The sequence below is a fragment of the Lysinibacillus sp. ACHW1.5 genome, from assembly GCF_022014815.1.
Lineage (GTDB): Bacteria > Bacillota > Bacilli > Bacillales_A > Planococcaceae > Lysinibacillus > Lysinibacillus capsici.
On sequence record NZ_CP091777.1, the window covers coordinates 86,010 to 112,847 of the forward strand.

Annotated in this window: 26 protein-coding genes and 3 tRNA genes; 25 read left to right on the forward strand and 4 right to left on the reverse strand. The window is 38.4% G+C overall.

Annotated features, from left to right (window positions below; genetic code table 11):
- The first annotated feature begins 127 nt into the window (after positions 1-127).
- The 8 genes from spoVT (at position 128) to L6W14_RS00440 (ending at position 6,139) form a co-directional block, all read left to right on the forward strand.
- Positions 128-664, forward strand: coding sequence for a stage V sporulation protein T (spoVT, locus tag L6W14_RS00405; protein WP_004229174.1), 537 nt, complete (start codon positions 128-130; stop codon positions 662-664).
- A gap of 158 nt (positions 665-822) precedes the next feature.
- Positions 823-2,445, forward strand: a complete 1,623-nt coding sequence (locus L6W14_RS00410) for a putative polysaccharide biosynthesis protein (protein ID WP_237898997.1) — start codon at positions 823-825, stop codon at positions 2,443-2,445.
- An 8-nt stretch (positions 2,446-2,453) separates the two neighbouring features.
- Positions 2,454-3,914 (forward strand): bifunctional methyltransferase/pyrophosphohydrolase YabN, encoded by a 1,461-nt coding sequence (mazG, locus tag L6W14_RS00415; RefSeq protein ID WP_131522608.1) that lies wholly within the window; start codon positions 2,454-2,456, stop codon positions 3,912-3,914.
- A 4-nt stretch (positions 3,915-3,918) separates the two neighbouring features.
- Positions 3,919-4,209 carry an RNA-binding S4 domain-containing protein gene (locus tag L6W14_RS00420; RefSeq protein ID WP_131522609.1) on the forward strand — a complete coding sequence of 97 codons (291 nt, stop codon included), beginning with the start codon at positions 3,919-3,921 and terminating at the stop codon, positions 4,207-4,209.
- A 148-nt stretch (positions 4,210-4,357) separates the two neighbouring features.
- Positions 4,358-4,657 (forward strand): sporulation protein YabP, encoded by a 300-nt coding sequence (gene yabP / locus L6W14_RS00425; RefSeq protein ID WP_004229167.1) that lies wholly within the window; start codon positions 4,358-4,360, stop codon positions 4,655-4,657.
- Complete coding sequence (gene yabQ / locus L6W14_RS00430; protein WP_131522610.1) at positions 4,654-5,145, forward strand: spore cortex biosynthesis protein YabQ; 492 nt, start codon at positions 4,654-4,656, stop codon at positions 5,143-5,145. The genes yabP and yabQ overlap by 4 nt, the downstream gene beginning before the upstream one ends.
- Positions 5,146-5,162: 17 nt before the next feature.
- Positions 5,163-5,567: an FtsB family cell division protein gene (locus L6W14_RS00435; RefSeq protein ID WP_131522611.1), complete on the forward strand. Its 405-nt coding sequence runs from the start codon at positions 5,163-5,165 to the stop codon at positions 5,565-5,567.
- A gap of 134 nt (positions 5,568-5,701) precedes the next feature.
- Entirely contained in the window at positions 5,702-6,139 is a 438-nt protein-coding gene (locus L6W14_RS00440) for a S1 domain-containing RNA-binding protein (RefSeq protein ID WP_048395331.1), read from the forward strand.
- Positions 6,140-6,225: 86 nt separating this feature from the next.
- Here the strand turns inward: L6W14_RS00440 and L6W14_RS00445 are convergent, their stop codons facing one another.
- The 4 genes from L6W14_RS00445 to L6W14_RS00460 all read right to left on the reverse strand — a co-directional run bounded on the left by L6W14_RS00445 (position 6,226) and on the right by L6W14_RS00460 (position 6,895).
- On the reverse strand, positions 6,226-6,477 hold the full coding sequence (locus L6W14_RS00445; protein ID WP_048395329.1) for a hypothetical protein: 252 nt from the start codon (positions 6,475-6,477) through the stop codon (positions 6,226-6,228).
- 178 nt (positions 6,478-6,655) lie between these two features.
- Positions 6,656-6,727: transfer RNA gene (locus L6W14_RS00450), tRNA-Glu, on the reverse strand.
- 5 nt (positions 6,728-6,732) lie between these two features.
- Positions 6,733-6,809: transfer RNA gene (locus tag L6W14_RS00455), tRNA-Met, on the reverse strand.
- A gap of 11 nt (positions 6,810-6,820) precedes the next feature.
- A tRNA-Gly gene (locus tag L6W14_RS00460) sits at positions 6,821-6,895 on the reverse strand.
- Positions 6,896-7,313: 418 nt separating this feature from the next.
- Between L6W14_RS00460 and L6W14_RS00465 the strand changes: the two genes are divergently transcribed.
- The 17 genes from L6W14_RS00465 (at position 7,314) to lysS (ending at position 26,665) form a co-directional block, all read left to right on the forward strand.
- Positions 7,314-9,707, forward strand: a complete 2,394-nt coding sequence (locus L6W14_RS00465; RefSeq protein WP_237899002.1) for a SpoIIE family protein phosphatase — start codon at positions 7,314-7,316, stop codon at positions 9,705-9,707.
- A gap of 29 nt (positions 9,708-9,736) precedes the next feature.
- Positions 9,737-11,143 (forward strand): tRNA lysidine(34) synthetase TilS, encoded by a 1,407-nt coding sequence (gene tilS / locus L6W14_RS00470; RefSeq protein WP_237899008.1) that lies wholly within the window; start codon positions 9,737-9,739, stop codon positions 11,141-11,143.
- 67 nt (positions 11,144-11,210) lie between these two features.
- Positions 11,211-11,753 carry a hypoxanthine phosphoribosyltransferase gene (hpt, locus tag L6W14_RS00475; RefSeq protein ID WP_004229145.1) on the forward strand — a complete coding sequence of 181 codons (543 nt, stop codon included), beginning with the start codon at positions 11,211-11,213 and terminating at the stop codon, positions 11,751-11,753.
- 281 nt (positions 11,754-12,034) lie between these two features.
- Positions 12,035-14,062, forward strand: a complete 2,028-nt coding sequence (gene ftsH / locus L6W14_RS00480; RefSeq protein ID WP_237899013.1) for an ATP-dependent zinc metalloprotease FtsH — start codon at positions 12,035-12,037, stop codon at positions 14,060-14,062.
- Positions 14,063-14,223: 161 nt separating this feature from the next.
- On the forward strand, positions 14,224-15,057 hold the full coding sequence (locus L6W14_RS00485) for an aldo/keto reductase (protein ID WP_237899017.1): 834 nt from the start codon (positions 14,224-14,226) through the stop codon (positions 15,055-15,057).
- A gap of 274 nt (positions 15,058-15,331) precedes the next feature.
- Positions 15,332-16,099, forward strand: coding sequence for a type III pantothenate kinase (locus L6W14_RS00490; RefSeq protein WP_004229137.1), 768 nt, complete (start codon positions 15,332-15,334; stop codon positions 16,097-16,099).
- Positions 16,100-16,120: 21 nt separating this feature from the next.
- Positions 16,121-17,002: an Hsp33 family molecular chaperone HslO gene (gene hslO, locus L6W14_RS00495; protein ID WP_009373570.1), complete on the forward strand. Its 882-nt coding sequence runs from the start codon at positions 16,121-16,123 to the stop codon at positions 17,000-17,002.
- Positions 16,986-17,957 (forward strand): peptidyl-prolyl cis-trans isomerase, encoded by a 972-nt coding sequence (locus L6W14_RS00500; protein ID WP_131522618.1) that lies wholly within the window; start codon positions 16,986-16,988, stop codon positions 17,955-17,957. Before hslO ends, L6W14_RS00500 begins: the two co-directional genes overlap by 17 nt.
- 249 nt (positions 17,958-18,206) lie before the next feature.
- Positions 18,207-19,136, forward strand: coding sequence for a cysteine synthase A (gene cysK / locus L6W14_RS00505; RefSeq protein WP_004229133.1), 930 nt, complete (start codon positions 18,207-18,209; stop codon positions 19,134-19,136).
- A 126-nt stretch (positions 19,137-19,262) separates the two neighbouring features.
- Positions 19,263-20,693: an aminodeoxychorismate synthase, component I gene (gene pabB, locus L6W14_RS00510; protein WP_131522619.1), complete on the forward strand. Its 1,431-nt coding sequence runs from the start codon at positions 19,263-19,265 to the stop codon at positions 20,691-20,693.
- Complete coding sequence (pabA, locus tag L6W14_RS00515) at positions 20,690-21,271, forward strand: aminodeoxychorismate/anthranilate synthase component II (RefSeq protein WP_237899020.1); 582 nt, start codon at positions 20,690-20,692, stop codon at positions 21,269-21,271. Before pabB ends, pabA begins: the two co-directional genes overlap by 4 nt.
- A complete protein-coding gene (pabC, locus tag L6W14_RS00520; protein WP_237899022.1) occupies positions 21,272-22,111 on the forward strand; it encodes an aminodeoxychorismate lyase in 840 nt (279 codons plus the stop codon). It abuts the gene before it with no gap.
- 13 nt (positions 22,112-22,124) lie between these two features.
- Positions 22,125-22,979 (forward strand): dihydropteroate synthase, encoded by an 855-nt coding sequence (gene folP / locus L6W14_RS00525; RefSeq protein WP_237899024.1) that lies wholly within the window; start codon positions 22,125-22,127, stop codon positions 22,977-22,979.
- Positions 22,979-23,344, forward strand: a complete 366-nt coding sequence (gene folB / locus L6W14_RS00530; RefSeq protein ID WP_004229125.1) for a dihydroneopterin aldolase — start codon at positions 22,979-22,981, stop codon at positions 23,342-23,344. Before folP ends, folB begins: the two co-directional genes overlap by 1 nt.
- A complete protein-coding gene (gene folK / locus L6W14_RS00535; protein ID WP_131522623.1) occupies positions 23,344-23,856 on the forward strand; it encodes a 2-amino-4-hydroxy-6-hydroxymethyldihydropteridine diphosphokinase in 513 nt (170 codons plus the stop codon). Before folB ends, folK begins: the two co-directional genes overlap by 1 nt.
- A gap of 87 nt (positions 23,857-23,943) precedes the next feature.
- A complete protein-coding gene (gene dusB, locus L6W14_RS00540; protein WP_004229121.1) occupies positions 23,944-24,984 on the forward strand; it encodes a tRNA dihydrouridine synthase DusB in 1,041 nt (346 codons plus the stop codon).
- Between the two features lie 187 nt (positions 24,985-25,171).
- On the forward strand, positions 25,172-26,665 hold the full coding sequence (lysS, locus tag L6W14_RS00545; RefSeq protein ID WP_237899026.1) for a lysine--tRNA ligase: 1,494 nt from the start codon (positions 25,172-25,174) through the stop codon (positions 26,663-26,665).
- Positions 26,666-26,838: the final 173 nt, after the last annotated feature.

Sequence of the window (26,838 nt, forward strand, 5' to 3'; positions counted from 1 at the left end):
AATACCGTTTTTGAAAAAAATTGATGGTTGTGAAATCCTTTTTCTTCAGTTTTTGCATAGATTGCTCAAATAAAAACCATACTATCATTGAATAAAAATTTCATTGTAGCGAAAGCGAGGCATTAGAATGAAGGCAACAGGAATTGTTCGTCGTATTGATGATTTAGGGCGTGTAGTTATTCCAAAAGAAATTCGTAGGACGCTACGTATTCGTGAAGGCGACCCGCTAGAAATTTATACGGACCGTGAAGGCGAAGTCATTTTAAAGAAATATTCTCCCATTAATGATTTGGGCGAATTTGCAAGAGAATATGTTGAAACACTTTATGAAACGATGGGCACACCAGCATTTGTCACTGACCGTGATGAAGTAATCGCTGTTGCAGGGATCGGGAAAAAGGAATATATAAATCGTCGCATTACGTCCTTTGCGGAAAGCTTTATGGACGAGCGCTCCACAAAAATAGAAAAAATGGAGACAACGATTGAAATTGTCCCTGGACAATATGAGCAAGTAAAATCCTATTGTGCGACACCTATTATGGTGAACGGTGACCCAATAGGCTGTATTATCGTCTTGTCTAAAGTACACTTTGTTGGTGAGGTAGAAGTCAAGGTAGTGGAAACAGCTGCAAACTTCTTAGCAAAACAAATGAATAGTTAATGCATGGAAAAGTTATTGCGATGACCTATAAGGCTGAACAATAACTTTTTTGCGTACATAAGGATGAATCATTATAGGAACTGTAGTGCCACCTTGCACGTCAAACTTTTAAGATATGCTATACTATTGGCATTGTTATGAAGGAAAGAGGGCAATTTATGTCGCAACGTTTTGGTATGAAAAGCTACATGAAAGGTGCCGCCTTATTGACGATAGCAGCCCTTATTGTAAAAGTTCTTAGTGCCATTTACCGTGTGCCTTTTCAAAATCTAGTAGGTGATGAAGGCTTTTATATCTATCAACAGGTATATCCAGTTATTTCAATCTTCGTTGTTTGGACATCTAGTGGCTTTGCTATAGCCATTTCTAAAATGCTTGCAGACAATGATTGTATTGTTGATACAATAGAACGTGATGAAAGACGTCGCACTATAACACAGGTAGTTTTCAGGTATTTAACGGTATTATCACTACTGTTTTTTGCCATTTTATTTGGAGGTGCTGAAAAGATTGCCCATTTAATGGGAGATATTCAATTAGCACCACTTATTCGTACAGGCTCCTTAGTAGTATTGGTTATGCCGGCGCTGGCTATTTTAAAAGGTAGCTTTCAATCTAGAGCAATTATGGAGCCTATTGCTTATGCCCAAGTACTTGAACAAGCAGTGAGAGTAACTGTCATATTAGCAGGTACCTTTCTTATTATGACAACGACTAAATCTCTTTATGGTGCAGGAAGAATGGCTGTTATCGGTACAGTAATTGGAGAAATTACAGCCTTGCTATTACTTGCTTCTATCTCATATAAACGATTTGGTCTATTGCAAGTTAAACAGCATCTACAACGTAATCCAAGTTTACCTATCATTAAAGAGGTCACTTGGCTCAGCTTGAGTGTCAGTATGAGTGGTCTACTACTACTTGGCTATCAATTGGTCGATTCATTTACAATCTATTCTTCATTAATTGATAATGGCATGACTCCTACAATTGCAAAGGAAACGAAGGGTATTTATGATCGAGGACAACCGTTAGTTCAACTAGGTGTTGTCATTGCATCCTCATTGTCGTTGGCCATTGTGCCACTTGTCGCCCATTTGTCGAAAAAACAGGCGGGACGTAGTGCAGTGCCATTCATACAATTAACATACAAAGCATCCGTCCTGTTCGGCTGGTCTGCAGCACTAGGCTTAATGCTAGTTATGCCTTATTTAAATGAAATGCTTTTTAAAACCAATTCCTTATCGGAGGTATTGATTGTCTATGTATTTCAAATTGTCCCTTTGTCGATTATCCTTACATTTACAGCGATCTTACAAGGCTATGGAAAATTAAAAAAACCAGCTTTATTTCTCATAATCGGTTTTCTAGTAAAAATTATATTAAATGTACGTTTAATTGGTGGATTAGGTGTACTAGGAGCTGCCATCGCAAATGATATAGGATTATTATTAACAGCAGCCTTGCTAATTATTTATTTAAAAACATTGACTGGCATTCAATTAGCTTCAGGCGCATTTTATAAAAAAGTAGGTATAGCCTCCTTCAGTATGACAATCGTCGTTCTTATATGGTTACAGCTAGTATCGTCCTTGCTAAACCATTTGATGTCTTCACGTATGATAGCCATGGTGGCGGGTTTGACAGCAGTATCTATTGGGGCGTTTGTTATGCTAACAATTATTGCAAAGAAAAGAGTACTAATAGAAAAAGAATGGTATTTACTGCCGTTTGGACGTAGAATGGCTGTTTACCAACTTTGGCTAAATTCAAGGAAGTAGGTGTAATATTGAATACATTAACAATTATTGGTTTAGGTGCAGGTGACTTTAATCAGCTGCAAATGGGTGTTTATAAAAAATTAAAGGCTGCTAAAAAATTATATGTACGAACAGTGGATCATCCGGTTTTAGAGGAATTAGCAGCAGAGGGTGTGGGATTTGAAAGTTTTGACGACGTTTATGAAAAACACGATACATTTCAACCTGTGTATGCAGAAATAGCTGATTCTCTTATAGAAGCTACCGCTGTAGAGGATGTTATGTATGCTGTGCCAGGGCATCCACTAGTTGCAGAGCAAACAGTGCAATTACTTATTGCAGCAGCAAATGAAGGGAAAATTGAGTTAGTCATTGAGGGTGGTCAGAGTTTCTTAGATCCCATTTTTGGCGCATTAAAAATAGATCCAATTGAAGGCTTTCAATTACTTGATGGTACTAGCTTTTCAATGCATGACATTAACATGCGTCAGCATATCTTGATTGCTCAAGTATACGATACATTCAGTGCATCAGAAGTGAAGCTAACGTTGATGGAGAAATATGATGATGAGTATCCTGTGACAGTTGTGACAGCGGCTGGATCTTCACAGGAACAGATTGTCACAGTGCCACTCTATGAACTCGATCAAAGTGTAGAAGTAAATAATTTAACAACAGTCTATGTACCGCCTGTAAAAACACAGGAGGAGTCATTAAGAGATTGGACAACATTCCGTCAAATCATTGCAACGCTGAGAGGCCCAAATGGCTGTCCTTGGGATCAAAAGCAAACACACGAGTCATTGAAAAAATATTTACTTGAGGAAGCACATGAATACTTGGCTGCGGTTGATGCTGAGGATGATTTTGCTATGATTGAGGAACTTGGTGATGTGTTGTTACAAGTATTTTTGCATGCACAAATTGGAGAAGATCAAGGTTATTTTACACTTGAAGATGTGTTAGCTTCGATTAGTAAAAAAATGATTCGCCGCCATCCGCACGTTTTTGGGGATGTAGCGGTAGAAGACGCAGCTGGTGTTGTGGCTAATTGGGAGGCTATTAAAGCTGAGGAAAAAGGAACGAGCGATAAACCTTTACTAGACGAAGAATATAGAGCATCTTCGGCATTACAGACAGCCTACAATTATCAAAAAAGAGCTGCAAAAGTGGGCTTTGATTGGCCTGATGTGGAGGGAGCATGGGATAAATTTACCGAGGAATGGCAGGAATTTCGCCATGAGGTGACGAAAGGCTCTAATGCGTCCCGTCTTGATGAATTTGGCGATGTATTGTTCACATTAGTAAACTTAGCACGTTTCTATAAATTATCACCAGAAGAAGCCATGCTACATGCAAATGAGAAATTTGCAAAACGTTTTGGCTATGTTGAGCAACAGGTAAAGGCAAGTGGAAAACCATTTTCCGATTTTACTTTAGAACAATTAGATGCATTTTGGAATGAAGCAAAGCAACTAGAAAAGGAGTAAGATTATGAGATTAGATAAGTTTTTAAAAGTATCCCGTTTAATAAAACGTCGTACTTTAGCCAAAGAGGTGGCCGATCAAGGACGTATTACAATCAATGCAAAGATTGCAAAAGCAAGTAGTACAGTGAAAGCTGGTGATGAGCTTGCTATCCGATTTGGTCAAAAAATAGTAACAGCACGTGTAGAAGAAATACGTGAGACTGTGAAAAAAGAAGATGCAGCAAAAATGTTTACCATTTTGAAAGAAGAACGACTTGAAAAGATTGAGCCTGAATTTATTGACGATGAGGAATAAAAGCTAAATTTATTTTCTAGCCCTCCTAATGTTGTCCCGCCTTTCTTTTTGTAGGTGAAAGTATGACACAACTTAAATAAAGTTGTCATGCTTTGAAGGTTGTCCGCATAAAGTGAACAGAAGCTAGGACGACTAAAGGAGGAAAAAAATGACGCTACATCAAGAAAGTAATCGTTACACAATTCCATCTGGAGAGCATATTTTAACGATTCGTAATCGTAAAAGAATGGACATGACTTCTGTAAAATCAATTGAACGCTTTGATCAGGAAGAGTTTTTCATTAAGACGTCCCAAGGGCATTTGTTAATCCGTGGAGAGGAACTGCATATCGTTCATTTAGATGTTGACAAAGGATTATTGACACTTGAAGGAACTGTAAAAACCTTACAGTACGACGAGGAGGAAAGTGGCTTCTCGAAAGGTTTCCTTCATAAGTTATTTGGATGATTGTCAGTGAACAATTTTATCAATTAATTGTCATGGTTTTGAGCGGTATAGCAGTTGGTTTCATAATTGATAGTATAAGGCTCATTGTTTTTTCAACTCCAAAAAGGTCAAGCCTTCGAAAGTGGATGATGGTTGTTGAGTTAATAACTTGGATTCTACTTGGAGGGTTGACATACTATTTATTATTTTGGCTAAAAGATGGCGCTTGGCGGGCTTACGACCCGCTAGCGCAAATAGCCGGAATTTTTTTGTATCAATCATTTTTTCAAACCTTTTTACGTTTCGTTGCTAGAATTTTGGTGAATATAACATGGAGACCTTTTTGGTTCATTGTACGTTTCATAATTACGATTATTCGACAAATTTTGCAATTATTAATAAATATTGTTATGTTTGTTATAAGACCTTTTGTCAAAATTTATTCGTATTTGTCCTACACTTTTTTTAAAAAATTACGATATTTGAAGTATAATAAAAAGCAACAATAATTATCGGAGGTGCGGACATGACTAGACGTCATTCATCAAATGATGAATCCCAAAACTTCACTAAGCTTGATAATGACTATGTCCGTAACACGGATAGAGCTATAAATCGCAAACAACAGGCTCGAAAGCGTAAGATGCGTCGTATTGTCTTTTTTGCGATTGTACCAGTCATTATTATTGCTCTTCTCTTAAATGTGCTGTCACATCAGAATGAAACATTAGCAGCAAAAGAGAAATCCAAGGAAGAAGCGAATCAGCATCTCACTGAATTGAAAGAAGAACAAGATACATTAAATCTTAAAATCAAACAATTGCAGGATGATGAATATATCGCGAAGCTATTAAGAAAAGAGTACTATTTATCGGAAAAAGGTGAGATTATTTTCATCATTCCAGATAAGGAAGATAAAAAAGACGACTGAAAAGCTATGTATTGTTGACACTCTTTTATTGTTATATATAATGAAAAGAGAAGCTTATTGCAGTAAAAAGTTTGATTAAATTGATTACATGGCTCAAAAGAGTCGCTTAATTTTTAAGGAGGAGCATTTTTTTTATGTCAATTGAAGTAGGCAGCAAGGTACAAGGTAAAGTAACAGGAATCACAAATTTTGGAGCATTCGTTGAGCTGCCAGATGGCAAAACAGGCTTAGTTCACATTAGTGAAGTTGCTGACAATTATGTAAAAGATATCAATGAGCATCTAAAAGTTGGAGATGAAGTTGAAGTAAAAGTGATGAATGTTGAAGCGGACGGAAAGATTGGTCTTTCAATCCGTAAAGCAAAGCCTCAAGCTGAAAGACCAGAGCGACCAGAGCGTCCAGCACGTCCACGTCGTGATAATCGTTCCAATGATCGCAACGAACGCCACCAGCCAAAAGAAAATTTTGAGCAAAAAATGGCACGCTTCTTAAAAGATAGTGATGAACGTCTAGCAACACTTAAACGTGCTACAGAATCAAAACGCGGAGGTCGCGGAGCTAGAAGAGGGTAGTTTGCTGACTGTTTTAATCGTAGAAAAAGTGTATGAAATAGAGTTGGGAGTGGCTTTTTAAAAAGCTACTCCCTTTTTTAATATACCTATAAAGTAGAAGAAGGTCTCTTTTTCTTTTTTGTGGGTGTTATCGTTTTTTCATCGGTAAGACCAATGGATTCTTTCTTCACAGGATGGATAACCATTTTGACAAGTAAAGCAACACCATATACACTCACAGCTAGTCCACCAAGCAATAAGATTATTTGAACAAAAAACGGTAAGTTTATTAGAATTGAAATAAGAATAATCATTGAGCCACTTCCACAAATTAAAGCAGCTTTTGTTAATGCACTCAAGGGAATTAAACCTCCTAAAAACGTTATTTTTACTAGTATGCCATACTTTTATATTCTGTCACATAGCTTTACTTGAGCGGACGGATAGAATTTGCAAAGAAATAGATAGATGGTATAAATAGATGGATAAATTAAAAATAGGTATCTCAGAATCTAGTTCTGAGATACCTATTTGAGATGACCCCTACGGGATTCGAACCCGTGTTACCGCCGTGAAAGGGCGGTGTCTTAACCACTTGACCAAGGGGCCTACTATGGTGGCGGCCGAGGGGATCGAACCCCCGACCTTACGGGTATGAACCGTACGCTCTAGCCAGCTGAGCTAGGCCGCCAAATTTAGAAATGGAGCGGAAGACGAGGTTCGAACTCGCGACCCCCACCTTGGCAAGGTGGTGTTCTACCACTGAACTACTTCCGCATGTCGTTTAAGCAACAAGTTAAATAATACAAGCCAATCGTGCTAGTGTCAAGTAGGTTTATAAAAAATATTTAAAGATATTTCAGGTGTTTAACTAGAGAAGAATATTTTAGCGGATTTTTTGTTCTTACGTAGAAATATATCCTAGAGAAGAGTTGAATCAAACCATTAATAGTACGTGAAATCCCTTCAAACTAGGCTTTAAGATGAATAGTAAATGACTATTTTACGAATTAAATAATTGAATTTTCCGATATTAATATTAACTAAACGCCCTTTACTGTAAAAATTGTTGCCAATTCTCGTATTTATGAATAGCTATTAGTCGAAATATTTATATTTTTTTCTGTCAACGTCAGACAATCTTTCCACACATAATTTTTTATAATAACCAAAAGTGCGGAAAGGGGATAGTTAAATGACAAGTATTGAATGGTATAATACAACGAATGTAGATGACCAAAAAATAGGTTTGAAAAAGAAGCAGATCCTAATAGGCTCTCTCTTTTTTTTAACCGCCTTTTTCTTGGCTCAATCTGTTGTATTTGAAGCGGCTGTACCGTTCTCAGTTCCTTTTTGGGCCATTATTCGAACAAAATATAGGGAGTATGCCAAATTCGTATTATTTGGGAGTTTAGCGGGTTGCTTTTTCCTAGGCTTTGGACAAGTCCTAATTCTCGCTTTACAAATTATCCTGTATGAATGTATTATGCGTTTTCGTTACTGGCAACTGCCCCAAAGTATTGCGGTGTCTTTAGCTGTATTACTGGTACAAATAATGTGGCAAGGGGTGATGTATCAAGGCTTACCACCAGTGCTTGTACAATTTTATGTGGGCTGTGAAGCAGCTTTAGCTCTTATTATGACATTGTTTATGCAAGTATTATTTGTTAATTCGTATGAATGGTTTACGACGCATTGGACATATGAAAAGCTAGGTTCAGGATTAGTCGTCTTTGCAGCCATGCTTACTGGAATGCAAACGGTTGTAATAAGCTATTTTTCACTCCCTATTTTTTTACTGCAGCTCTTTATTTGTTTTGGCGCATTGGTTGGAAGTGTGCCGTTAGCAACTGTCATTGGAGCAGTGCTAGGAACGCTTATTGGTGTGGCCAAGCTTTCGTTTACCGGTATGCTTTCGGTGGCTACCTTAACTGGATTATGTGCGGGTATGGGAGCGAAAGGCGGTAGATTTGGCGTTGCTATTGGTAGTATTTTACCTAGTGTATTTTTTTTATTTTATGACGCCACATTGCCCTTGGATAGTGTTTATTTCACCTCAATTGCCATTGGTAGTATTTTATTTCTAACCATTCCAAAGAAATATTCAGATAAGGTAAGGGACAAGCTCTTTCCACAACGAGAGGAGGTTTTACTAGCCCGACAGAATTGGTTAACAGAACATGTAACGTATAAATTAGAGCACTTTCAGCATTTTGTGCAATTCATGAAGGAACTTGTGTTTGATCGCTTTATGACAGCACCAGTTGAAGCTGCGAAGGAAGTAGCACCAATGAATACTTGTTTAAGTTGTTTCCGTTATGATCATTGTTGGGGTGCGCAAAATAATGGTATGGACAAGCTGATGACAGATTGGTTTCATATGAAAGGCGTAGGCAAGGAATCAGCTATTCATCGTGTTGAAGAACAAATCCGCTATAAATGTGTGAAGTCCACGAAAATCTTTGAGGAATTGGATACAGAACTTTATAGAGAACGAATCAACGGGCAATATTTCCATGGTAAAAAAATGATTGCCCTACAACTGCGTGATATGAGCAATCATTTAAATCAATTAATTGCTGAGATGAAGGAAGATACAATTTCTTTTGTAAGTGTTGAGAAGGACATTGTTGAACGCTTAAAGGAAGCCAATATTGAGTGCTTTCAACTTGATGTCCTAAGCAATAAGCCTGGGGCGAGAAAGATTGTTTGTGCATTAGCACCAGCGCGTGTCAACTGGGAGAAGGATACAACATTAGCTGAACGTATGATTTTGCCGATTCTTTATGAAATTTTTGATGAACCTTTTGAAATTGAAAAAGTAGTAGCCTGTGAAATACCATTTCGTCATGTTCAAATTTGCTTTAGATCAGCTATTAGCTTTGAAGTAGAGTATGATATATATAGCATGTCTAAAGATGCAACACTATATTCCGGTGATTCTCATGCTCTTTTCCAATTGCATCCAGGGTTATTTGCGATATTGCTGTCTGATGGTATGGGGCAAAGTAAAGAAGCACAACATGAAAGTAGAAAATTGATCCATTTAATGCGAGAGTGTCTAAATTACAATATGAATCCCGAAACTGCGATGCATACGCTCCATTATGTCATGGCATTAAAGCAGCAAGATGATATGTATGCAACCCTTGATTTTGCACTTGTCGATTTACAGCACGGAGATTTGTGGTCGTGGAAGGCTGGTGGAATGTCAACCTACATTTTACGTGGTAAAGAGGTACTGAAGGTTGAAAGTAATGCAGCACCTGTAGGATTCTTATCTATTTCAGCAGTCGAAGCTGAAAAAAGAAAACTGAAGGCAGGTGATGTTATTTTAATGCATTCAGATGGACTGTTCTCAAGTGTAGCTGATTGGGATGAACAAGAGGAAACATTTTTAGCTTACGCACAGCAGGTAGCAAGTACAAATAAAACGATTCAGGAAAAGCTAACAACCATTATGCAATCATTCCAAGGTTATTTTGAAATAGAAGATGATTGTACAGTATTAATGCTAGAGGTGACACATGTTGTACCGACATGGGCTGTCTTTAGACCAGCTCAGTATTCAATGAGTAAATCATCTTAAACTAACAACGAAAAGGGGAGGAGAAGCGTTTGTCATTTGAATTAAAGGTCAAAACATTTATAGAAGAAGAGCAATTATTACAGCAAGGCGACCATCTTCTCATCGCCGTTTCGGGTGGGGTAGACTCTATGGCTTTACTTCATTACTTTATGCAAACACAGGAACAGTGGAACATTCAGGTGGAAGCGGTACATGTTGATCATATGTTGAGAGGAGAAGCCTCTGCTGAGGATAGGGCTTTTGTTCAAAAATATTGTGATGCTAATGGTGTTTACTTACATGCCAAGGAAATTCCAATACCTACAATATTGGCACAGGAAAATGGTAATACACAGTTAATTTGTCGTAGGGAAAGGTATCAATTTTTCAAAGAAGTGCTGCAAAAAACAAATGCTAATAAGCTTGTAACTGCACATCATGCGGATGACCAACTGGAGTCAGTATTAATGGCCCTTACAAAAAATGCAACAATGAATAGCATGCAGGGCATACGTCCACAAAGAAATTTTGGAGGAAAATCATTAATTCGTCCGTTTTTAACGGTTACAAAGTCTGAAATAGGGGAATATTTACTTAGAAAAGGTTTAGATTATCGAGAAGATGCTAGCAATTCTAAAGATACCTATGTACGTAATCGTTTTAGACATCATGTGGTGCCTTTACTAGAGGCAGAGAATCCGCGAGTGACTGAACAGGTGACCCATTTCACAAAGCAATTGCAAGAAGACGATACCTTTTTAATGACATTGGCCCAAGATGTATTTTCCAAAATCATCATAAGAAATAATGAAAATACATATTGCATGGAAATTGAAGCATTTCAATTGATACCACTTGCTTTACAAAGGAGGCTCATTTTAATACTATTAAACTATCTTTACAAAGATTCAAATACGATACAAAGTTATGCCTTATTGACTTCAATTTTAAAGCTTTGTGATACAACAGCAGGGTATGCTGAAATTCACTTACCTGAAGATTTTCTAGCAGTTCGCCGTTATGGAAATTTAACGATTCAGAAAAAGGAGCCGTTAGAAGGCCTAGCTTCTCCTGAGAAACAGGTTATTACGACTGCTAATGGCTGGACAACACTGACAAATGGTGAGCGCTTACGCGTAGTCAATTTGCATGATTTATCGTCTGAATTGCTGACGGATACTGCACAACTTTTTTATTTTAACGCTAGCAAACTCCACCTACCGCTCTATGTTCGGGCACGCAGGGATGGAGATAGAATGCTGTTAAAAGGAATGGATCAGCCAAAACGCTTATCTCGCCTTTTTATAGATGAAAAGATTCCTTTAAATGAGCGAAATAGCTGGCCGTTACTGATTTCTCAATCTGATGAGGTGGTAGCGGTAATTGGTGTGCGTATGGGAATATTTTTTTCAACCACTCCGCAACCAAACGATGATACAGTGCTCATCGTAGACTAAGGTCTTTGTAAAATATTTCACCGAAATAGGGTGAAGATTTTTTGATACATCACGAGGAGGAATCGATATGTTACAAAACGACATCGAAAAAATTATGATTACAGAAGAACAATTGCAAGAAAGAATTGCAGACTTAGGCGCGCAACTAACAGAGGAGTACAAAGATGCATTTCCATTAGCTGTTGGCGTACTTAAAGGGGCAATGCCATTTATGACAGACCTAATGAAACGTTTCGATTCTTTCATCGAACTCGATTTTATGGATGTGTCTAGCTATGGTAATGCTACCGTGTCATCTGGTGAAGTGAAGATTTTAAAGGATTTGAATACAAGCGTTGAGGGACGTGACGTATTAATTATCGAGGACATTATTGATAGTGGTTTAACTTTAAGCTATCTAGTAGATTTATTTAAATATCGCAAAGCAAAGTCCATTAAAATTGTTACATTACTTGATAAACCATCAGGTCGAAAAGTGAATTTGTCTGCTGACTATGTTGGTTTCGAAGTACCAGATGGCTTTGTTGTAGGATATGGCCTAGATTACGCTGAAAAATATCGTAACTTACCTTATATTGGTATTTTGAAGCCTGAGGTATATTCTTTCTAAGATAGAAAAGACCAGCTATGAAAAGTAAAGGTCTCCAGCGCAAGTCACGTATTTTAGTTATGTTTAACATAATTCAAAATCTTGACACAATGTTTAGCTATATCGAGCCCGAGGAACAGGTACAATTACGCTGGGACATATAAAGATGGCCTAAAAACTGTTGTGATAACGGCAATAAGTGAACGAAACATTTTTTAAGTAGGGCTTTTCGTTGTATGATGAAATCATGATATGTTAAGATTTTACTTATAATTTTTCTGTTTGTAATGAGGAGGCTGGAGATGAATCGAATATTTCGATATACCATATTCTATTTACTGATTTTCCTAGTGATTATCGGTATTTTTGGTACTTTCAATGGTGGAAACTCACCAACGAAAGAATTAACTTATCATGAGTTTCAAGAAGCTCTAGATAAGAAAGAAATAACAAGTGCTACAATTCAACCTGATAAATCAGTTTACGTCGTTGAAGGAACATTGAAGGGGTATGAAAAAGGGGAAAGTTTTACTACAAACATCCCTCGTGAAAACCAATCTTTAATGGACCGCATCGATGAAGCTGCTAAGGATAAAAATAGTAATATTAGTTTTTTAGCAGCACCAGAAACAAGTGGATGGATTCAATTCTTTACAGGAATTATTCCTTTCATTATCATCATTTTCTTATTCTTCTTCCTAATGAGTCAATCTCAGGGTGGCGGTAATAAAGTGATGAGCTTTGGTAAAAGTAAAGCTAAACTGTATGATGATCAAAAGAAAAAAGTACGTTTTACAGATGTAGCAGGTGCTGATGAAGAAAAAGCGGAACTTGTTGAAGTGGTAGAATTCTTAAAAGACCACCGCAAATTCACTGAAATTGGTGCCCGTATTCCAAAGGGTATCTTACTTGTAGGTCCTCCAGGTACAGGTAAAACATTACTTGCACGAGCAGTAGCAGGTGAAGCAGGTGTTCCATTCTTCTCTATCTCAGGTTCTGACTTCGTAGAAATGTTTGTCGGTGTTGGTGCTTCTCGTGTCCGGGATCTATTTGAAAATGCTAAGAAAAATGCTCCATGTATCATCTTTATCGATGAGATTGATGCAGTAGGTCGTCAACGTGGTGCTGGTCTCGGTGGAGGCCATGATGAGCGTGAGCAAACATTAAACCAGTTATTAGTTGAAATGGATGGTTTCGGTGCCAATGAAGGAATTATTATCATTGCTGCTACAAACCGCCCGGATATTTTAGATAAAGCATTATTACGTCCAGGTCGTTTTGACCGCCAAATTACAGTAGGGCATCCTGATGTAAAAGGACGTGAGGCAATTCTTAAAGTACATGCACGTAATAAGCCTTTAGCAGATACAGTTGATTTAGCGGCTGTTGCTCAACGTACGCCAGGTTTCTCAGGTGCGGATTTAGAAAATCTACTCAACGAAGCGGCGCTTGTAGCGGCTCGAAAAAGTAAGCGCACTATAAATATGGCAGATATTGATGAAGCATCAGACCGAGTAATCGCTGGTCCTGCAAAAGCAAGTCGCGTATATTCTGCTAAAGAGAAGAAACTGGTATCCTTCCATGAAGCTGGCCACGTAGTCGTTGGTCTTGAGCTAGATGAGGCTGATACAGTACACAAAGTAACAATTGTTCCTCGTGGGCAAGCGGGTGGATATGCGATTATGTTACCGAAGGAAGAGCGCTTCTTTACGACAAAGCAAGAGCTTTTAGATCGTATTGCAGGTCTTCTAGGTGGCCGTGTAGCTGAAGAAATTGTTCTTGGTGAAGTTTCTACTGGAGCACATAACGATTTCCAAAAGGTTACAAGCATTGCCCGTGCTATGGTTACTGAATACGGAATGAGTGAGAATCTTGGAGCTATGCAATTTGGCTCAAGTCAAGGTGGTAATGTATTCCTTGGCCGCGACTTTAATTCTGACCAGAACTATTCTGATTCAATAGCCTATGAAATTGATAAAGAAATGCAAAAAATTATTGATACACAATATGAGCGTACTAAGCGTATCCTTACGGAAAATCGTCACCTGCTTGATTTAATTGCCAATACACTAATGGAAAAAGAAACATTAAATGCACAGGAAATTGAGCATTTACGTGACAATGGTGTGTTACCAGAACCAGAGGCTGCAGAAAAAATTGAGGAGAACACTCCAAAGATTGAAGCAAAGCCTACATTAGATACTATTGGCGAACCAGTTGTTGAAAAAGAACTACTAAGTAAAGAGTCAAATCCAACAACTTTGGATTTAGCAAAAGAACGTAAAGAACCGAATGATGCACCTAAGGGTATCGATGAAAAACGTGATTAAAAATAGGGAAGACTGTTTACTAGTACAGTAAGCAGTCTTTTTCTTTGCCTTTTCTTACTAATAAGCATTAGGATAGAGTAGTAAAAAGACAAGCTGCATACAACTCTGCCATTTAGAGAGATGTAGTATTTGTTAGCCAAAACAGATAGGAGTGTACACACATGGGAAATGTTATATTAAATAATGGTCTTAAAATGCCTTTGGTTGGTTATGGTGTCTTTCGAGTACCCGAAGGAGATGACCTAGCTGAAGCAGTCAAAACAGCTATAGCAAAAGGCTATCGTAGTATTGATACAGCACAAGTATATCGCAACGAAGAAAGTGTTGGACGAGGAATACGTGCAGCCATTGAAGAAGGCTTAGTAACTCGAGAAGAATTATTTATAACATCAAAAGTTTGGAACGATGGACTTTCCTATGGAGAAACACTCGCGGCATATGACAGCAGTCTAGAAAAAATTGGATTAGACTATTTGGATTTATATTTAGTACATTGGCCTGGAATAGACCAAAATTATATTGAGGTTTATAAAGCACTAGAAAAGATTTACCAGGATGGACGAGTACGTTCAATTGGTGTTAGTAATTTCCACGTACACCATTTAGAAAGCCTTTTGAAGGAAACGACTGTCGTCCCTGTTATTAATCAAATTGAGTTCCACCCGCACTTAATACAGGAGGAAGTACGTGCCTACTGTAAGGATAAGGGCATACAGGTGGAGGCATGGTCTCCGTTGATGAATGGTTCACTACTGGAAGAGGCATTGATTCAAGAGCTAGCATCTAAATATGGCAAAACGCCAGCACAGATTGTATTACGCTATGATGTGCAACATGATGTTGTTACGATTCCAAAAACGATGACACCTGCACGTATGGCTGAAAACCTAGCTGTTTTTGACTTTACGTTAACTGAGCAGGAAATGACACAGTTAGATGCAATGAACGATGGACTACGTTGTGGTCCAGATCCAGAAAAATTTAATTTTAAATGATTTCTAAGAGAGGCTACCATATTTAGGGGGCCTCTTTTTAAAGAAGATTGATAACATTTTCAATTGATTTTGACAAACAATATAGGTATTGATCTCCACCTGTAGTAGAAGGTGTTGTACCTAAGACTATCTCTACAGTACAAACAACAGCTGCTGAATCAAGATAAAAAGTATGGTATCATTTTCTAAAGTGTTTTATCCTCATTCAAGTTAGAGAGAATATTGTAATATGGGGATTGCCAAAGTTACAATGACGATATGGGAGGTGTCATTTTTGATTTTAGTTTTAGATGCAGGGAATTCAAATATTGTATTAGGTGTCTATGATGACAACGATCAATTAGCCTTCCATTGGCGTATGGTGACGGATCTCCATAAAACAGAAGATGAATATGCTATGCAAGTTCTTTCTTTTTTTAATCATGCAGGCATTTCATTTGAACAAATAACAGGCATTATTATATCCTCAGTTGTGCCACCAATTATGTTTTCACTAGAGGCGATGTGTCAGAAGTATTTTCGAAAAAAGCCTTTGGTAGTAGGACCAGGTGTGAAAACAGGTTTAAATATTAAATACGAAAATCCACGTGAGGTTGGGTCTGATCGTATAGTGAATGCCATAGCAGCTCTAGATTTATATAAGGCTCCTTGTATCATCGTTGATTTTGGGACAGCAACAACCTATTGTTATTTAAACGAAAAGGGCGATTACATGGGTGGAGCTATTGCGCCAGGCATCACTATTTCTACAGAGGCTCTTTATACACAGGCTGCAAGATTGCCGCGTATTGAAATCGTTCGACCTACACATATCGTGGGGAAAACGACCGTTTCTGCCATGCAGGCGGGAATTTTTTATGGCTTTGTCGGGCAAGTTGAGGGCATTGTTAATCGTATAAAAGCACAAAGTAAAGAGGAGCCATTAGTTATTGCTACAGGTGGATTAGCAAATCTAATCGCAGGGGAGACACAAATTATAGATGTTGTAGATCCATTTTTAACATTAAAGGGTTTATATAAGCTCTATAAACGTAACCAATAGGAAATGAGGGACATTCCATTTATGAGTGATTATTTAGTAAGAGGTTTAGGATTTAATGGACAGGTTCGTGTGTTTGCAGCACGTACAACAGCCACAGTAGGAGAAGTGCAACGCCGTCACGATACATGGCCAGTTGTATCGGCAGCTTTAGGTCGATCAATGACAGCGGCTGTTATGATGGGAGCCATGCTAAAAGGTGAAGAGAAAATCACTATTAAAATTGAGGGCAACGGTCCAATTGGCCCAATGGTAATTGATAGTAATGCACATGGAGAAGTGCGTGGATTTGTGACAAACCCTCATGTACACTTTGATTTAAACGAGCAAGGTAAGCTAGATGTTCGAGCAGGTGTTGGAACAGAAGGTGCTCTTACGATTGTTAAAGACCTTGGTTTAAGAGATATGTTTTCAGGACAAACACCAATTGTTTCTGGCGAAATTGCTGAAGATTTTACTTATTATTTTGCTACATCTGAGCAAGTACCATCATCTGTAGGTTTAGGCGTATTAGTTAATCCAGACAACACTATTCTTGCAGCCGGCGGATTTATACTTCAATTAATGCCAGGCTGTGAGGAAGAAACGATAACTGAAATTGAGCAACACCTTGCTACAATAGAGCCTGTTTCAAAAATGATTGAAAAAGGCTTTACACCAGAGCAAATTTTAGAAGCTGTATTAGGAAATGGACATCTACAAATTTTAGATTCCATGCCAGTTGAATTTAAATGTCAATGTTCAAAAGAGCGGTTTGGTGCGGCAATTTTAGGTCTAGGAACAGCAGAAATTAGAGAAATGATTGATGAGGACGGCGGTGCAGAGGCACAATGTCACTTCTGCTTAGAGACATATAGCTTTTCTAAAGATGAGCTAGAAGGGTTTATCGATGAGCTCAACGCGTAATCGTCGACCTTCAACCAATGTAACACCAAACCAAACTCCTTTATTGCAACGTCGTTTAAAGACAAAGCCTGCTTTAGCTGTCATAGCCGTATTGTTATTAGGAAATATATTATGGTTCATTAGTTGGTTGATCCCGAACAAAGGTCAGGAAATTGGTAGCGACGAACAAGTCGCTGCCATTGACGGGGATGTTATCACACGCCAAGAGTGGATGATTGCTATGGAAGAACGATATGGTAAAGAAACACTCCAAAATTTAGTAAATGAAACAGTAATGGAAAAAGCTGCAAAAACATATAAAATTAAAGTTACTGATAAAGAAATTGATCTTGAATTAGCGTTAATGCGATCTGCTCAAGATAAGTTTGATACAGCCATGCAAAATCTTTCGGCAGAGCAACTACGCCAAAAGATTCGATCACAGCTTATATTGGATAAGGTACTCACGAAAGACGTAGTGATAGAGGAAGAAAACGTTGAAAAGTATTATGAAGAAAATCAAGGCTTATATAATACAAAAACAAGCTATCGTACGAATTTTATTGAGGTCGATTCAAAAAAAGCTGCTGATGAGGCACTGGGTGAATTGAAAAATGGCTCTGACTTTACAGTGCTGGCACGAGAAATTTCTGTTGATAGTGCTTCAGCGAGTTTAGGAGGGGATATTGGTTTCCTTACAGAAAATCAGGAAAATGTAGACCCTGCAATTATTAATACTGTAAAATCACTAAAGGCAAATGAGGTAAGTAAAGCCTTTAAGTTAGATAATGGTCATTATGGCATTGTTCAAGTACAAGAGGTATTAGAAGGACAATCCTTTACATATGACGATGTGAAAGAACATATTGAGCGAGAATTAGCTTTAGAGCAATTACCGCAATCTGTAACGCCAGAAGCATTTTGGTCTGAATTTGATGCTACTTGGTATTATGGAGAGACTAAAAAAGAAAAATAATACATGAAAAGAGTCTGCAGGTTTTGCGGGGTACAATGAGTCTGATCAAACTTACAGGCATTCGTAGTGAATTACCCAATAAATGCAGGTTCTTTTTCTTTAGTGAGCATAAGATTTTTCCTTTTCAAAGCAATGATAAATATTCTGAAAATATTAGTTTTATTTTATTGACAATCGAATGGAAAAATTGATAAAATACAAAATAAGTAAAACCTATAAAAATAGTAGGGATTGGGAGTGGATTAGTAAATGAGTAGATTAGCAAACTCGGTAGCTGAATTAGTTGGTAAAACACCGATTGTAAAATTAAACCATGCAACAAGTGAAAATGAAGGTACTGTGTATGTAAAATTAGAATATTTTAATCCGGGAAGCTCAGTGAAAGACCGTCTGGCTTTAGCAATGATCGAAGCGGCGGAAAAAGACGGGACATTAAAACCTGGTGGTACAATTATTGAGCCGACATCTGGTAATACAGGTATTGGTCTTGCAATGATTGCCGCTGCCAAAGGTTATAAAGCCATTTTAGTTATGCCAGAAACAATGAGCTTAGAGCGTCGTAATTTATTGCGTGCTTATGGTGCAGAGCTTGTATTAACGCCTGGTCCAGCAGGTATGAAAGGTGCAATTGCAAAAGCGGAAGAACTATCTGAAGAACATGGCTACTTCCTACCACAACAATTTACAAATCCTGCGAACGCGGTAATTCACCGTTTAACAACAGGCCCAGAAATTGTAGAAGCATTTGATGGCTTAACACTTGATGCTTTTGTAGCTGGTGTTGGCACAGGTGGTACAATTACTGGTGCGGGTGCGGTCTTAAAAGAAAAGTATCCAAACATTGAAATCATTGCAGTTGAACCAAAGGATTCACCAGTTCTTTCTGGTGGTCAACCAGGTCCTCATAAAATACAAGGAATTGGCGCTGGATTTGTACCAGCAGTTTTAGATACGGAAGTCTATTCTTCAGTATTCCCTGTTGAAAATGAGGTTGCTTTTGAAGTAGCACGTAAAGTAGCACGTGAAGAAGGAATCCTATGTGGTATTTCATCTGGTGCTGCAATCTATGCAGCAATTGAAGCGGCAAAACGTTTAGGTAAGGGTTCGAATGTCCTTGCTATTGTGCCTTCTAATGGTGAGCGTTATCTATCAACACCTTTATATCAATTTGAAGACTAATTCAATTTTTTATGTAAGGGCTCCTTTATAAAGGGGCCCTTTTTTAGTGTGAAAACTATGGCACTATGAAAATTATAAAAATATTCGCTTCTATGTAATAATCAAGTTAAGATGGAATCACATCATATGTTTAAAGGGGAAAATAACTTGAAAACAATACTTACAAAAACATTAACGATGGATGCAGATTCATTTTTTTATAGCTATAAAAGGCAGACAGAGACGCAGCAAGCGCATGTGTTTTTAGAGAGTGGACGTGGTGGACATTTTTCAATAGCTGCGTGGAATCCATTAGCTACCGCACGATCAGTAGAGGGTGGGCTTTTCGTAAATTGGAGAAATGGCCGACAGGAAGTTTTACAAGGTGAGTCCCTTGATTTACTAGAAGAGCTTGTGGCGGAGTATCAGGTTTCTTATAATACAGAGCTACCTGTTTTTCAGGGAGGGGCTATTGGTTTTGTGTCGTATGATTACGCTCGTAAAATTGAGGAGCTTCCTAATACGGCAACAGATGATTTACAAGTGCCAGATATCTATTATTATATCTTTGATTGCTGGGCAGTACATGATGTGCAAACGAATACAGTGACACTTATGAAGTTAGAAGAGAATGAGGTTAATTTGGAAGAATGGGCTAACATCTGGCAGGTTGCAGCACAGGCTGGATTAGATGCGCGCAAATTTGAGAAAACAACTGCTACAGAAGTTAAGAATGATGAAAATGAGTTGCTTGTTTCATTTGCAGGCGACGATTTTGAGGCAGCGGTTAAAAAAATACAAACGTATATCGCGCAAGGTGATGTCTTTCAGGTGAATTTATCTGTTCGTCAGTCTAAGAAGCTCAATGCACCTGCAATAGATGTCTATGAGGCACTACGAGCGTTTAATCCGTCACCATATATGGCTTATATTGAAGCACCTGATTTTTCCGTTGTTTCGGGATCGCCAGAGTTACTAGTCAAGCGTCAAGGCAATGAGTTGTCGACGAGACCAATCGCAGGCACTCGACCAAGAGGAAAGTCCGAAGAGGAAGATTTAGCGTTGGCTCAAGAATTAATTGATAATGATAAAGAGCGTGCTGAGCATGTAATGTTAGTGGATTTAGAGCGCAATGATCTAGGACGCGTATCCACCTATGGAACAGTAGAAGTGGATGAGTTTATGGTCATTGAGCGCTATTCACATGTTATGCATATCGTTTCGAATGTGCGTGGAGAAATAGCAGAAGGTAAAACGAATGCAGATGTTATTCGTGCAATGTTTCCAGGTGGGACAATTACAGGAGCGCCAAAGATCCGCACTATGGAAATTATTGAAGAATTAGAGCCTGTACGACGTGGTTTATATACAGGCTCAATCGGCTGGCTAGGCTTTACAGGTGATATGGAGTTTAATATTGTAATCCGTACAGCGTTTGTAAAAGATGGGGTTGCGCATATTCAAGCTGGAGCAGGCATTGTCATTGACTCTGTTCCGGAAAGAGAGTATCAGGAATCTTTAAATAAAGCGAAAGCAATGTGGCAGGCAAAGGCAATGGCAGAGGAGCGAGTAATATGATTTTGATGATCGATAACTATGATTCATTTATTTATAACATCGTCCAATATTTGGGTGAATTTGGTCATGACATAGTAGTAAAACGTAATGATGTTATTACAGTAGAAGAAATAGAACAACTTGCGCCAGATATGATTGTTATTTCTCCAGGGCCATGTAGTCCAAATGAGGCGGGAGAAAGCCTGAACATTATTAAATATTTCGCGGGAAATATTCCAATTTTAGGGGTTTGTCTTGGACATCAGGCGCTTGCACAGGTGTTTGGTGGCCAAGTCATACAAGCGGAACGTTTAATGCATGGGAAGACTTCACCCGTGCTGCATGCCGAAGTAGGTTTGCATAAAGGCATGCCAAATCCATTCCAAGCAACTCGCTATCATTCTCTTATTGTAGAAAATGAGACATTACCAGCTTGTCTAGAAGTAACAGCTTGGACAGAAGAAGGAGAAATTATGGGTTTACGTCATAAGGAATATCCTATTGAGGGTGTACAATATCATCCGGAATCCATTATGACAGAGCAAGGAAAACAACTTCTTCGCCAATTTATAGAAATGTATGTAGAAGGAGTGAAATAGATGCAGTGCTGGATGAACGGAAACTATATGGCGGCCCAGGATTTGAGAATTTCGCCATTTGATCATGGATTTTTATATGGATTAGGATTTTTTGAAACGTTCCGAACATATGGTGGTCAGGTATTTTACTGGGAAGCACATATGGAAAGATTACAGCATGCTTTATCACAATATCACATTCATTTAAACTATCCTGAAAGTGTATTACTTGAGGCTGTGCAACAACTAAATCAACTTGCTGGCGGTCAGGATGGTTACTTCCGTTTAAATGTATCTGCGGGTCAACATAATATTGGATTACAGCCAACAGAATATAGGCAACCAAATGTCATCATTTTTCGCAAGGAACTTCAAGACACACCGCGTGGTACTGAAAAGTTTGCACAATGGCTTACCATACCACGCAATACACCTGAACAAGCATTTCGTGTTAAATCGCACCATTACGGCAATAACGTGCTTGGTCGCTTTGAAATGCCATCACTGGCTCAACAAGAAGGTTTCTTTTTAACAGAATCAGGCTATGTAGCTGAAGGTGTGACATCAAATATATTTTGGGTAAAAAATGATATACTATATACGCCTTCTTTGGAGACAGGTATTTTACCAGGAATTATTCGTGCATGGGTTATAGAAAAGGCTAAAGCGCTAAACCTTGACGTACAGGAAGGCTTTTATACAAAAGAGGATTTACTACAAAGTACGGAATGCTTCATTACCAATTCAGTACAAGAACTTGTGCCTATTAGTAGCTTGGAGAACCAGCGATTTTTAGGCAATAAAGGACCTATTTATACCATTTTGCATAGCGCATTTGTTCAAGAAGTGGAACAAGGATAGAAGGAGCGTTTACATGCTAGAAAAATATACGAAACCATTAACGATTAATGGTATTACATTAGACTATAGACAAGAAACATTTGTTATGGGGATTCTAAATGTTACCCCAGACTCTTTCTCTGATGGAGGAAAGTATAACAATGTGGAGGCTGCTGTTACTCAAGCGAAAAAAATGGTGGCTGAAGGAGCAAAAATTATCGATGTAGGTGGAGAATCTACACGTCCTGGGTACGAGCGTATTTCAGATGAAGATGAAATTGCACGCATCGTGCCTGTTATTCAAGCGATAGCACAAGAAGTAAAGGTCATTATTTCAGTTGATACGTATAAAGCAAGTGTGGCGCGTGCCGCAATTGAAGCGGGCGCACATATCATCAATGATATTTGGGGAGCAAAGGCAGAACCAGAAATTGCTCAGGTTGCTGCAGACTTACATGTTCCGATCATTCTAATGCATAATCGTGAAAATATGGATTATGGTGTTGATTTTTGGACGACTGCAAAGGCAGATTTAGAAAAAAGTATTGCCATTGCACGGCAAGCGGGAGTTCCCGATCATCATATCATCTTAGATCCAGGTATCGGCTTTGCTAAAAATACTGCACAAAATATAGCTATGATGCAACACTTATCGGATTTAGTGGCTATGGGCTATCCCGTATTATTAGCAACATCACGTAAATCAATGATTGGTAATGTCTTGAACTTACCTGTTGAGGAACGTCTTGAAGGGACAAGCGCCACAGTGGTTTATGGAGTTGAAAAGGGTTGTCATATGATAAGAGTTCATGATGTAAAGGAAATGGTGCGGGCAACGTATATGACGGATGTATTAGTGGGTAAACGTTTGTTTAAGGAGGAAGCCTGATGGATTATATTCATTTAAAGGACATGCAGTTTTATGGTTATCATGGTGTATTAGCAGCTGAAACTACTCTAGGCCAACGCTTTCGAGCAAATGTTTCGCTTGCAGTAGACATGACAAAAGCCGGTGAAACGGATGATCTTTCTTATACCGTAAATTATGCAGAGGTATATGCGTTATGTCGGGATATTGTAGAGGGTGAACCGTTTAAGCTTATTGAGGCTCTTGTTGTGAAAATAGCAAATGTGATTTTAGCAACCTATCCTGATAAAGTAAAAGGAGTTCGTGTAGAGCTTATTAAACCAGACCCACCTATTCATGGTTATTATAAAGAAGTCTCTGTTGAGGTTACGAGGGGGGATTTCTAATGAAGGATGTCTATTTATCTATCGGAACAAATATGGGGGAGAGATATGAGAATCTTCGGCACGCAGTAGACCTTTTAAAGGATAAGAAGGAACTAGAGTTGATTCGTGTTTCATCTGTTTTTGAAACAGCTGCTGTAGGTTTTACGGATCAGGCCGATTTTTTAAATATAGCTGTTCATCTAAAAACAGCTATATCGTCTGTTGAGATGCTGAATATTTGCCAAGAAATCGAACGGGAATTAGGGCGTGTAAGAGAATTCCGCTGGGGCCCAAGAGTTATTGATCTTGACATTTTACTTTACAATCAAGAGAATATTGAAACGGAGAACTTAATTGTTCCTCATCCAAGAATGTACGAGCGAGCATTCGTCCTAGTACCACTTGTAGAGATTACACCATCACCATTCGATGAACAGCTACAACAAGCGCATGATCTGTTACAGCAAATGGATTGTGAAAAGGAAGGCGTAATCTTCTGGAAACCCTTTAATGAGCTGTCAGCGGTGAATTAAGTAATTGTATAGGAATGAATTATCAGCGTATAGCATTAATGATAGATAGAGAAAATAGGTAAAGCCTATAGAGGAGGAAGAAAAACGTTGGGTCAGTCAACAGAGAAGCCATTTCAAATTGGCGATATTGTCATGGACAACCGCGTAGTATTAGCGCCAATGGCTGGGATTTGTAACTCTGCTTTCCGATTAACGGTTAAGGAGTTTGGGGCAGGTCTCGTATACGCTGAAATGATTAGTGATAAGGGCATTGTCCAAAAAAATGAAAAAACATTAGGTATGCTTTATATCGATGAACGTGAAAATCCTCTTTCACTGCAAATCTTTGGTGGAGATAAAGAAACCTTAGTAGAAGCAGCGAAATATGTGGATGAAAATACGACTGCTGATATTATTGATATCAACATGGGGTGTCCTGTTAATAAAATTATAAAATGTGAAGCGGGAGCACGTTTACTACTTGATCCTAATAAAGTATATGAGATGGTAGCGGCTGTTGTGGATGCTGTTAAAAAGCCGGTTAGCGTAAAAATGCGTATTGGTTGGGATGAAGAACATATCTTTGCAATTGAAAACGCTCAAGCGGTTGAGCGTGCAGGTGCAGCTGCAGTAGCAGTTCATGGTCGTACACGTGTACAAATGTATGAAGGTAAAGCGAACTGGGATTACATTCGTCAAGTGAAGGAAAATGTCAGCATTCCTGTGCTAGGTAATGGTGACGTGGAAACACCTCAAGATGCTAAACGTATGCTGGAAACTACAGGTGTAGATGCAGTAATGATTGGACGTGCTGCTTTAGGTAATCCATGGATGATCTATCGTACGGTTCAATACCTAGCAACTGGTGAATTAAAAGAAGAGCCAAGTGTACGCGAAAAAATGGACGTATGTTTACTACACTTTGAACGACTTCTTCAATTAAAAGGAGAAGGAATTGCAGTACGAGAAATGCGTAAGCATGCATCATGGTATTTAAAAGGAATCCGAGGTAATGGTAAGGCCCGCAATGCTATTAACCAAACAGAAACTGCGGCAGAACTTCGGGTACTATTAAATAGTCTTGTACAGGAGTATGAAGAAAGCGAATCTAAATTGATTGTTCCAGAAGTCAAAGAATTAATTATATAGTTTTAATATGGGCGTCTCTATAATTTGATAGAGGCGCCTTTTCGGCAGCATCTTTAATTTTTAGAATTATTAATTATTTTATATTGGATTGAAAATAAATTGAAACAGATGATTACAGCACTAAAATTGTGTACAATAGAAATATTATGGACGTAAACGCGGACAATTTACTTAAGGAGTGAAATAAGTGTCAAATATAGAAGAATTAAATGATCAACTATTGGTGAGACGCCAAAAGATGACAACGATACTAGAAAATGGGCAAGATCCATTTGGAAGCCGTTTTGAACGTACACATTTATCAACAGAAGTACGTGAGCAATTTGCAGATCAAACAAAAGAACAGCTTGAGGAAAACCTTCAAGAGGTAATTATTGCGGGCCGTATTATGACGAAACGTGGTAAAGGAAAAGCTGGCTTTGCACATATTCAAGATTTAAATGGTCAAATTCAAATTTATGTTCGTCAAGATCATGTAGGCGAAGAAGCGTATGAATTATTTAAACAAGCTGATTTAGGAGATATCGTAGGTGTGCGTGGTAACGTGTTCCGTACACAAGTGGGAGAACTTTCTGTAAAGGCTGAGGAATTCACATTCCTTACAAAAGCGCTACGTCCTATGCCAGAGAAATTCCACGGCTTACAGGATGTTGAGCAACGTTATCGCCAACGTTATCTAGATTTAATGACAAATGAAGATAGCAAAAAGACATTTATCACGCGTTCAAAAATTATTCGTGCAATCCGAAATTATTTAGATAATGCTGGATACTTAGAAGTAGAAACACCAATGCTTCACACAATTGCTGGTGGCGCAGCAGCTCGTCCATTTATTACGCATCACAATGCCCTTGATATGGAATTATATATGCGAATTGCCATCGAATTGCATTTAAAACGTTTAATAGTTGGTGGTTTAGAAAAAGTTTACGAGATCGGACGTGTGTTCCGTAATGAAGGAATTTCAACACGCCACAACCCTGAATTTACAATGATTGAACTATATGAAGCGTATGCTGATTATCAAGATATCATGTCTCTAACTGAAAACCTTATTGCGCATGTTGCCCAAGAAGTTCTTGGTACAACTTCAGTTCAATATGGTGAAGATGAAATCAACCTTGCTGTAGGCTGGAAACGAGTTCATATGGTTGACGCTGTAAAAGAGGCAACAGGTGTAGACTTCTGGCAGCCGATGACAAAAGCACAAGCACAAGCACTTGCTAAAGAGCATGGAGTTGAAGTGAAGGATGTACACGAAGTAGGTCATATTATCAATGAATTCTTCGAACAGAAAGTAGAGGAGACGCTTGTACAGCCTACATTTGTGTATGGTCACCCAGTAGAAATCTCACCTCTTGCGAAGAAAAATCCAGAGGACGAGCGTTTTACAGATCGCTTTGAGTTATTTATCGTTCGTCGTGAGCACGCCAATGCCTTCACAGAGTTAAATGACCCTATCGACCAACGCCAACGCTTTGAAGCACAATTAGCAGAAAAAGAAGCAGGTAATGATGAGGCACATGAAATGGACAATGATTTCATTGAAGCATTAGAATATGGTATGCCTCCAACAGGTGGTTTAGGTATTGGTATTGACCGTTTAATTATGCTACTAACAAATTCACCTTCAATTCGTGATGTATTATTGTTCCCAACAATGCGTCATATTACAAAATAAATTACGGCGTAGGCTCTTTATAGAGCTATTATAGAGCAGTCAATGGATTAAGAGGAGAATTCACGGGATAGGTGAGTTCTCTTCTTTTTGTTCAATGAAAAAAATTAAGTTGTTTAAACGTAGATTATATTTAGGTTATACTTTTATAGTTCTATGTTTTTAAATACAATAAG

Bases quoted from the DNA above. Each gene is read 5' to 3' on its own strand.
- spoVT (WP_004229174.1), top strand. From the start codon at position 128: ATGAAGGCAACAGGAATTGTTCGTCGTATTGATGATTTAGGGCGTGTA.
- L6W14_RS00410 (WP_237898997.1), top strand. From the start codon at position 823: ATGTCGCAACGTTTTGGTATGAAAAGCTACATGAAAGGTGCCGCCTTA.
- L6W14_RS00420 (WP_131522609.1), top strand. From the start codon at position 3,919: ATGAGATTAGATAAGTTTTTAAAAGTATCCCGTTTAATAAAACGTCGT.
- yabP (WP_004229167.1), top strand. From the start codon at position 4,358: ATGACGCTACATCAAGAAAGTAATCGTTACACAATTCCATCTGGAGAG.
- yabQ (WP_131522610.1), top strand. From the start codon at position 4,654: ATGATTGTCAGTGAACAATTTTATCAATTAATTGTCATGGTTTTGAGC.
- L6W14_RS00435 (WP_131522611.1), top strand. From the start codon at position 5,163: ATGACTAGACGTCATTCATCAAATGATGAATCCCAAAACTTCACTAAG.
- L6W14_RS00440 (WP_048395331.1), top strand. From the start codon at position 5,702: ATGTCAATTGAAGTAGGCAGCAAGGTACAAGGTAAAGTAACAGGAATC.
- L6W14_RS00465 (WP_237899002.1), top strand. From the start codon at position 7,314: ATGACAAGTATTGAATGGTATAATACAACGAATGTAGATGACCAAAAA.
- hpt (WP_004229145.1), top strand. From the start codon at position 11,211: ATGTTACAAAACGACATCGAAAAAATTATGATTACAGAAGAACAATTG.
- ftsH (WP_237899013.1), top strand. From the start codon at position 12,035: ATGAATCGAATATTTCGATATACCATATTCTATTTACTGATTTTCCTA.
- L6W14_RS00485 (WP_237899017.1), top strand. From the start codon at position 14,224: ATGGGAAATGTTATATTAAATAATGGTCTTAAAATGCCTTTGGTTGGT.
- hslO (WP_009373570.1), top strand. From the start codon at position 16,121: ATGAGTGATTATTTAGTAAGAGGTTTAGGATTTAATGGACAGGTTCGT.
- L6W14_RS00500 (WP_131522618.1), top strand. From the start codon at position 16,986: ATGAGCTCAACGCGTAATCGTCGACCTTCAACCAATGTAACACCAAAC.
- cysK (WP_004229133.1), top strand. From the start codon at position 18,207: ATGAGTAGATTAGCAAACTCGGTAGCTGAATTAGTTGGTAAAACACCG.
- pabB (WP_131522619.1), top strand. From the start codon at position 19,263: ATGTTTAAAGGGGAAAATAACTTGAAAACAATACTTACAAAAACATTA.
- pabA (WP_237899020.1), top strand. From the start codon at position 20,690: ATGATTTTGATGATCGATAACTATGATTCATTTATTTATAACATCGTC.
- pabC (WP_237899022.1), top strand. From the start codon at position 21,272: ATGCAGTGCTGGATGAACGGAAACTATATGGCGGCCCAGGATTTGAGA.
- folP (WP_237899024.1), top strand. From the start codon at position 22,125: ATGCTAGAAAAATATACGAAACCATTAACGATTAATGGTATTACATTA.
- folB (WP_004229125.1), top strand. From the start codon at position 22,979: ATGGATTATATTCATTTAAAGGACATGCAGTTTTATGGTTATCATGGT.
- folK (WP_131522623.1), top strand. From the start codon at position 23,344: ATGAAGGATGTCTATTTATCTATCGGAACAAATATGGGGGAGAGATAT.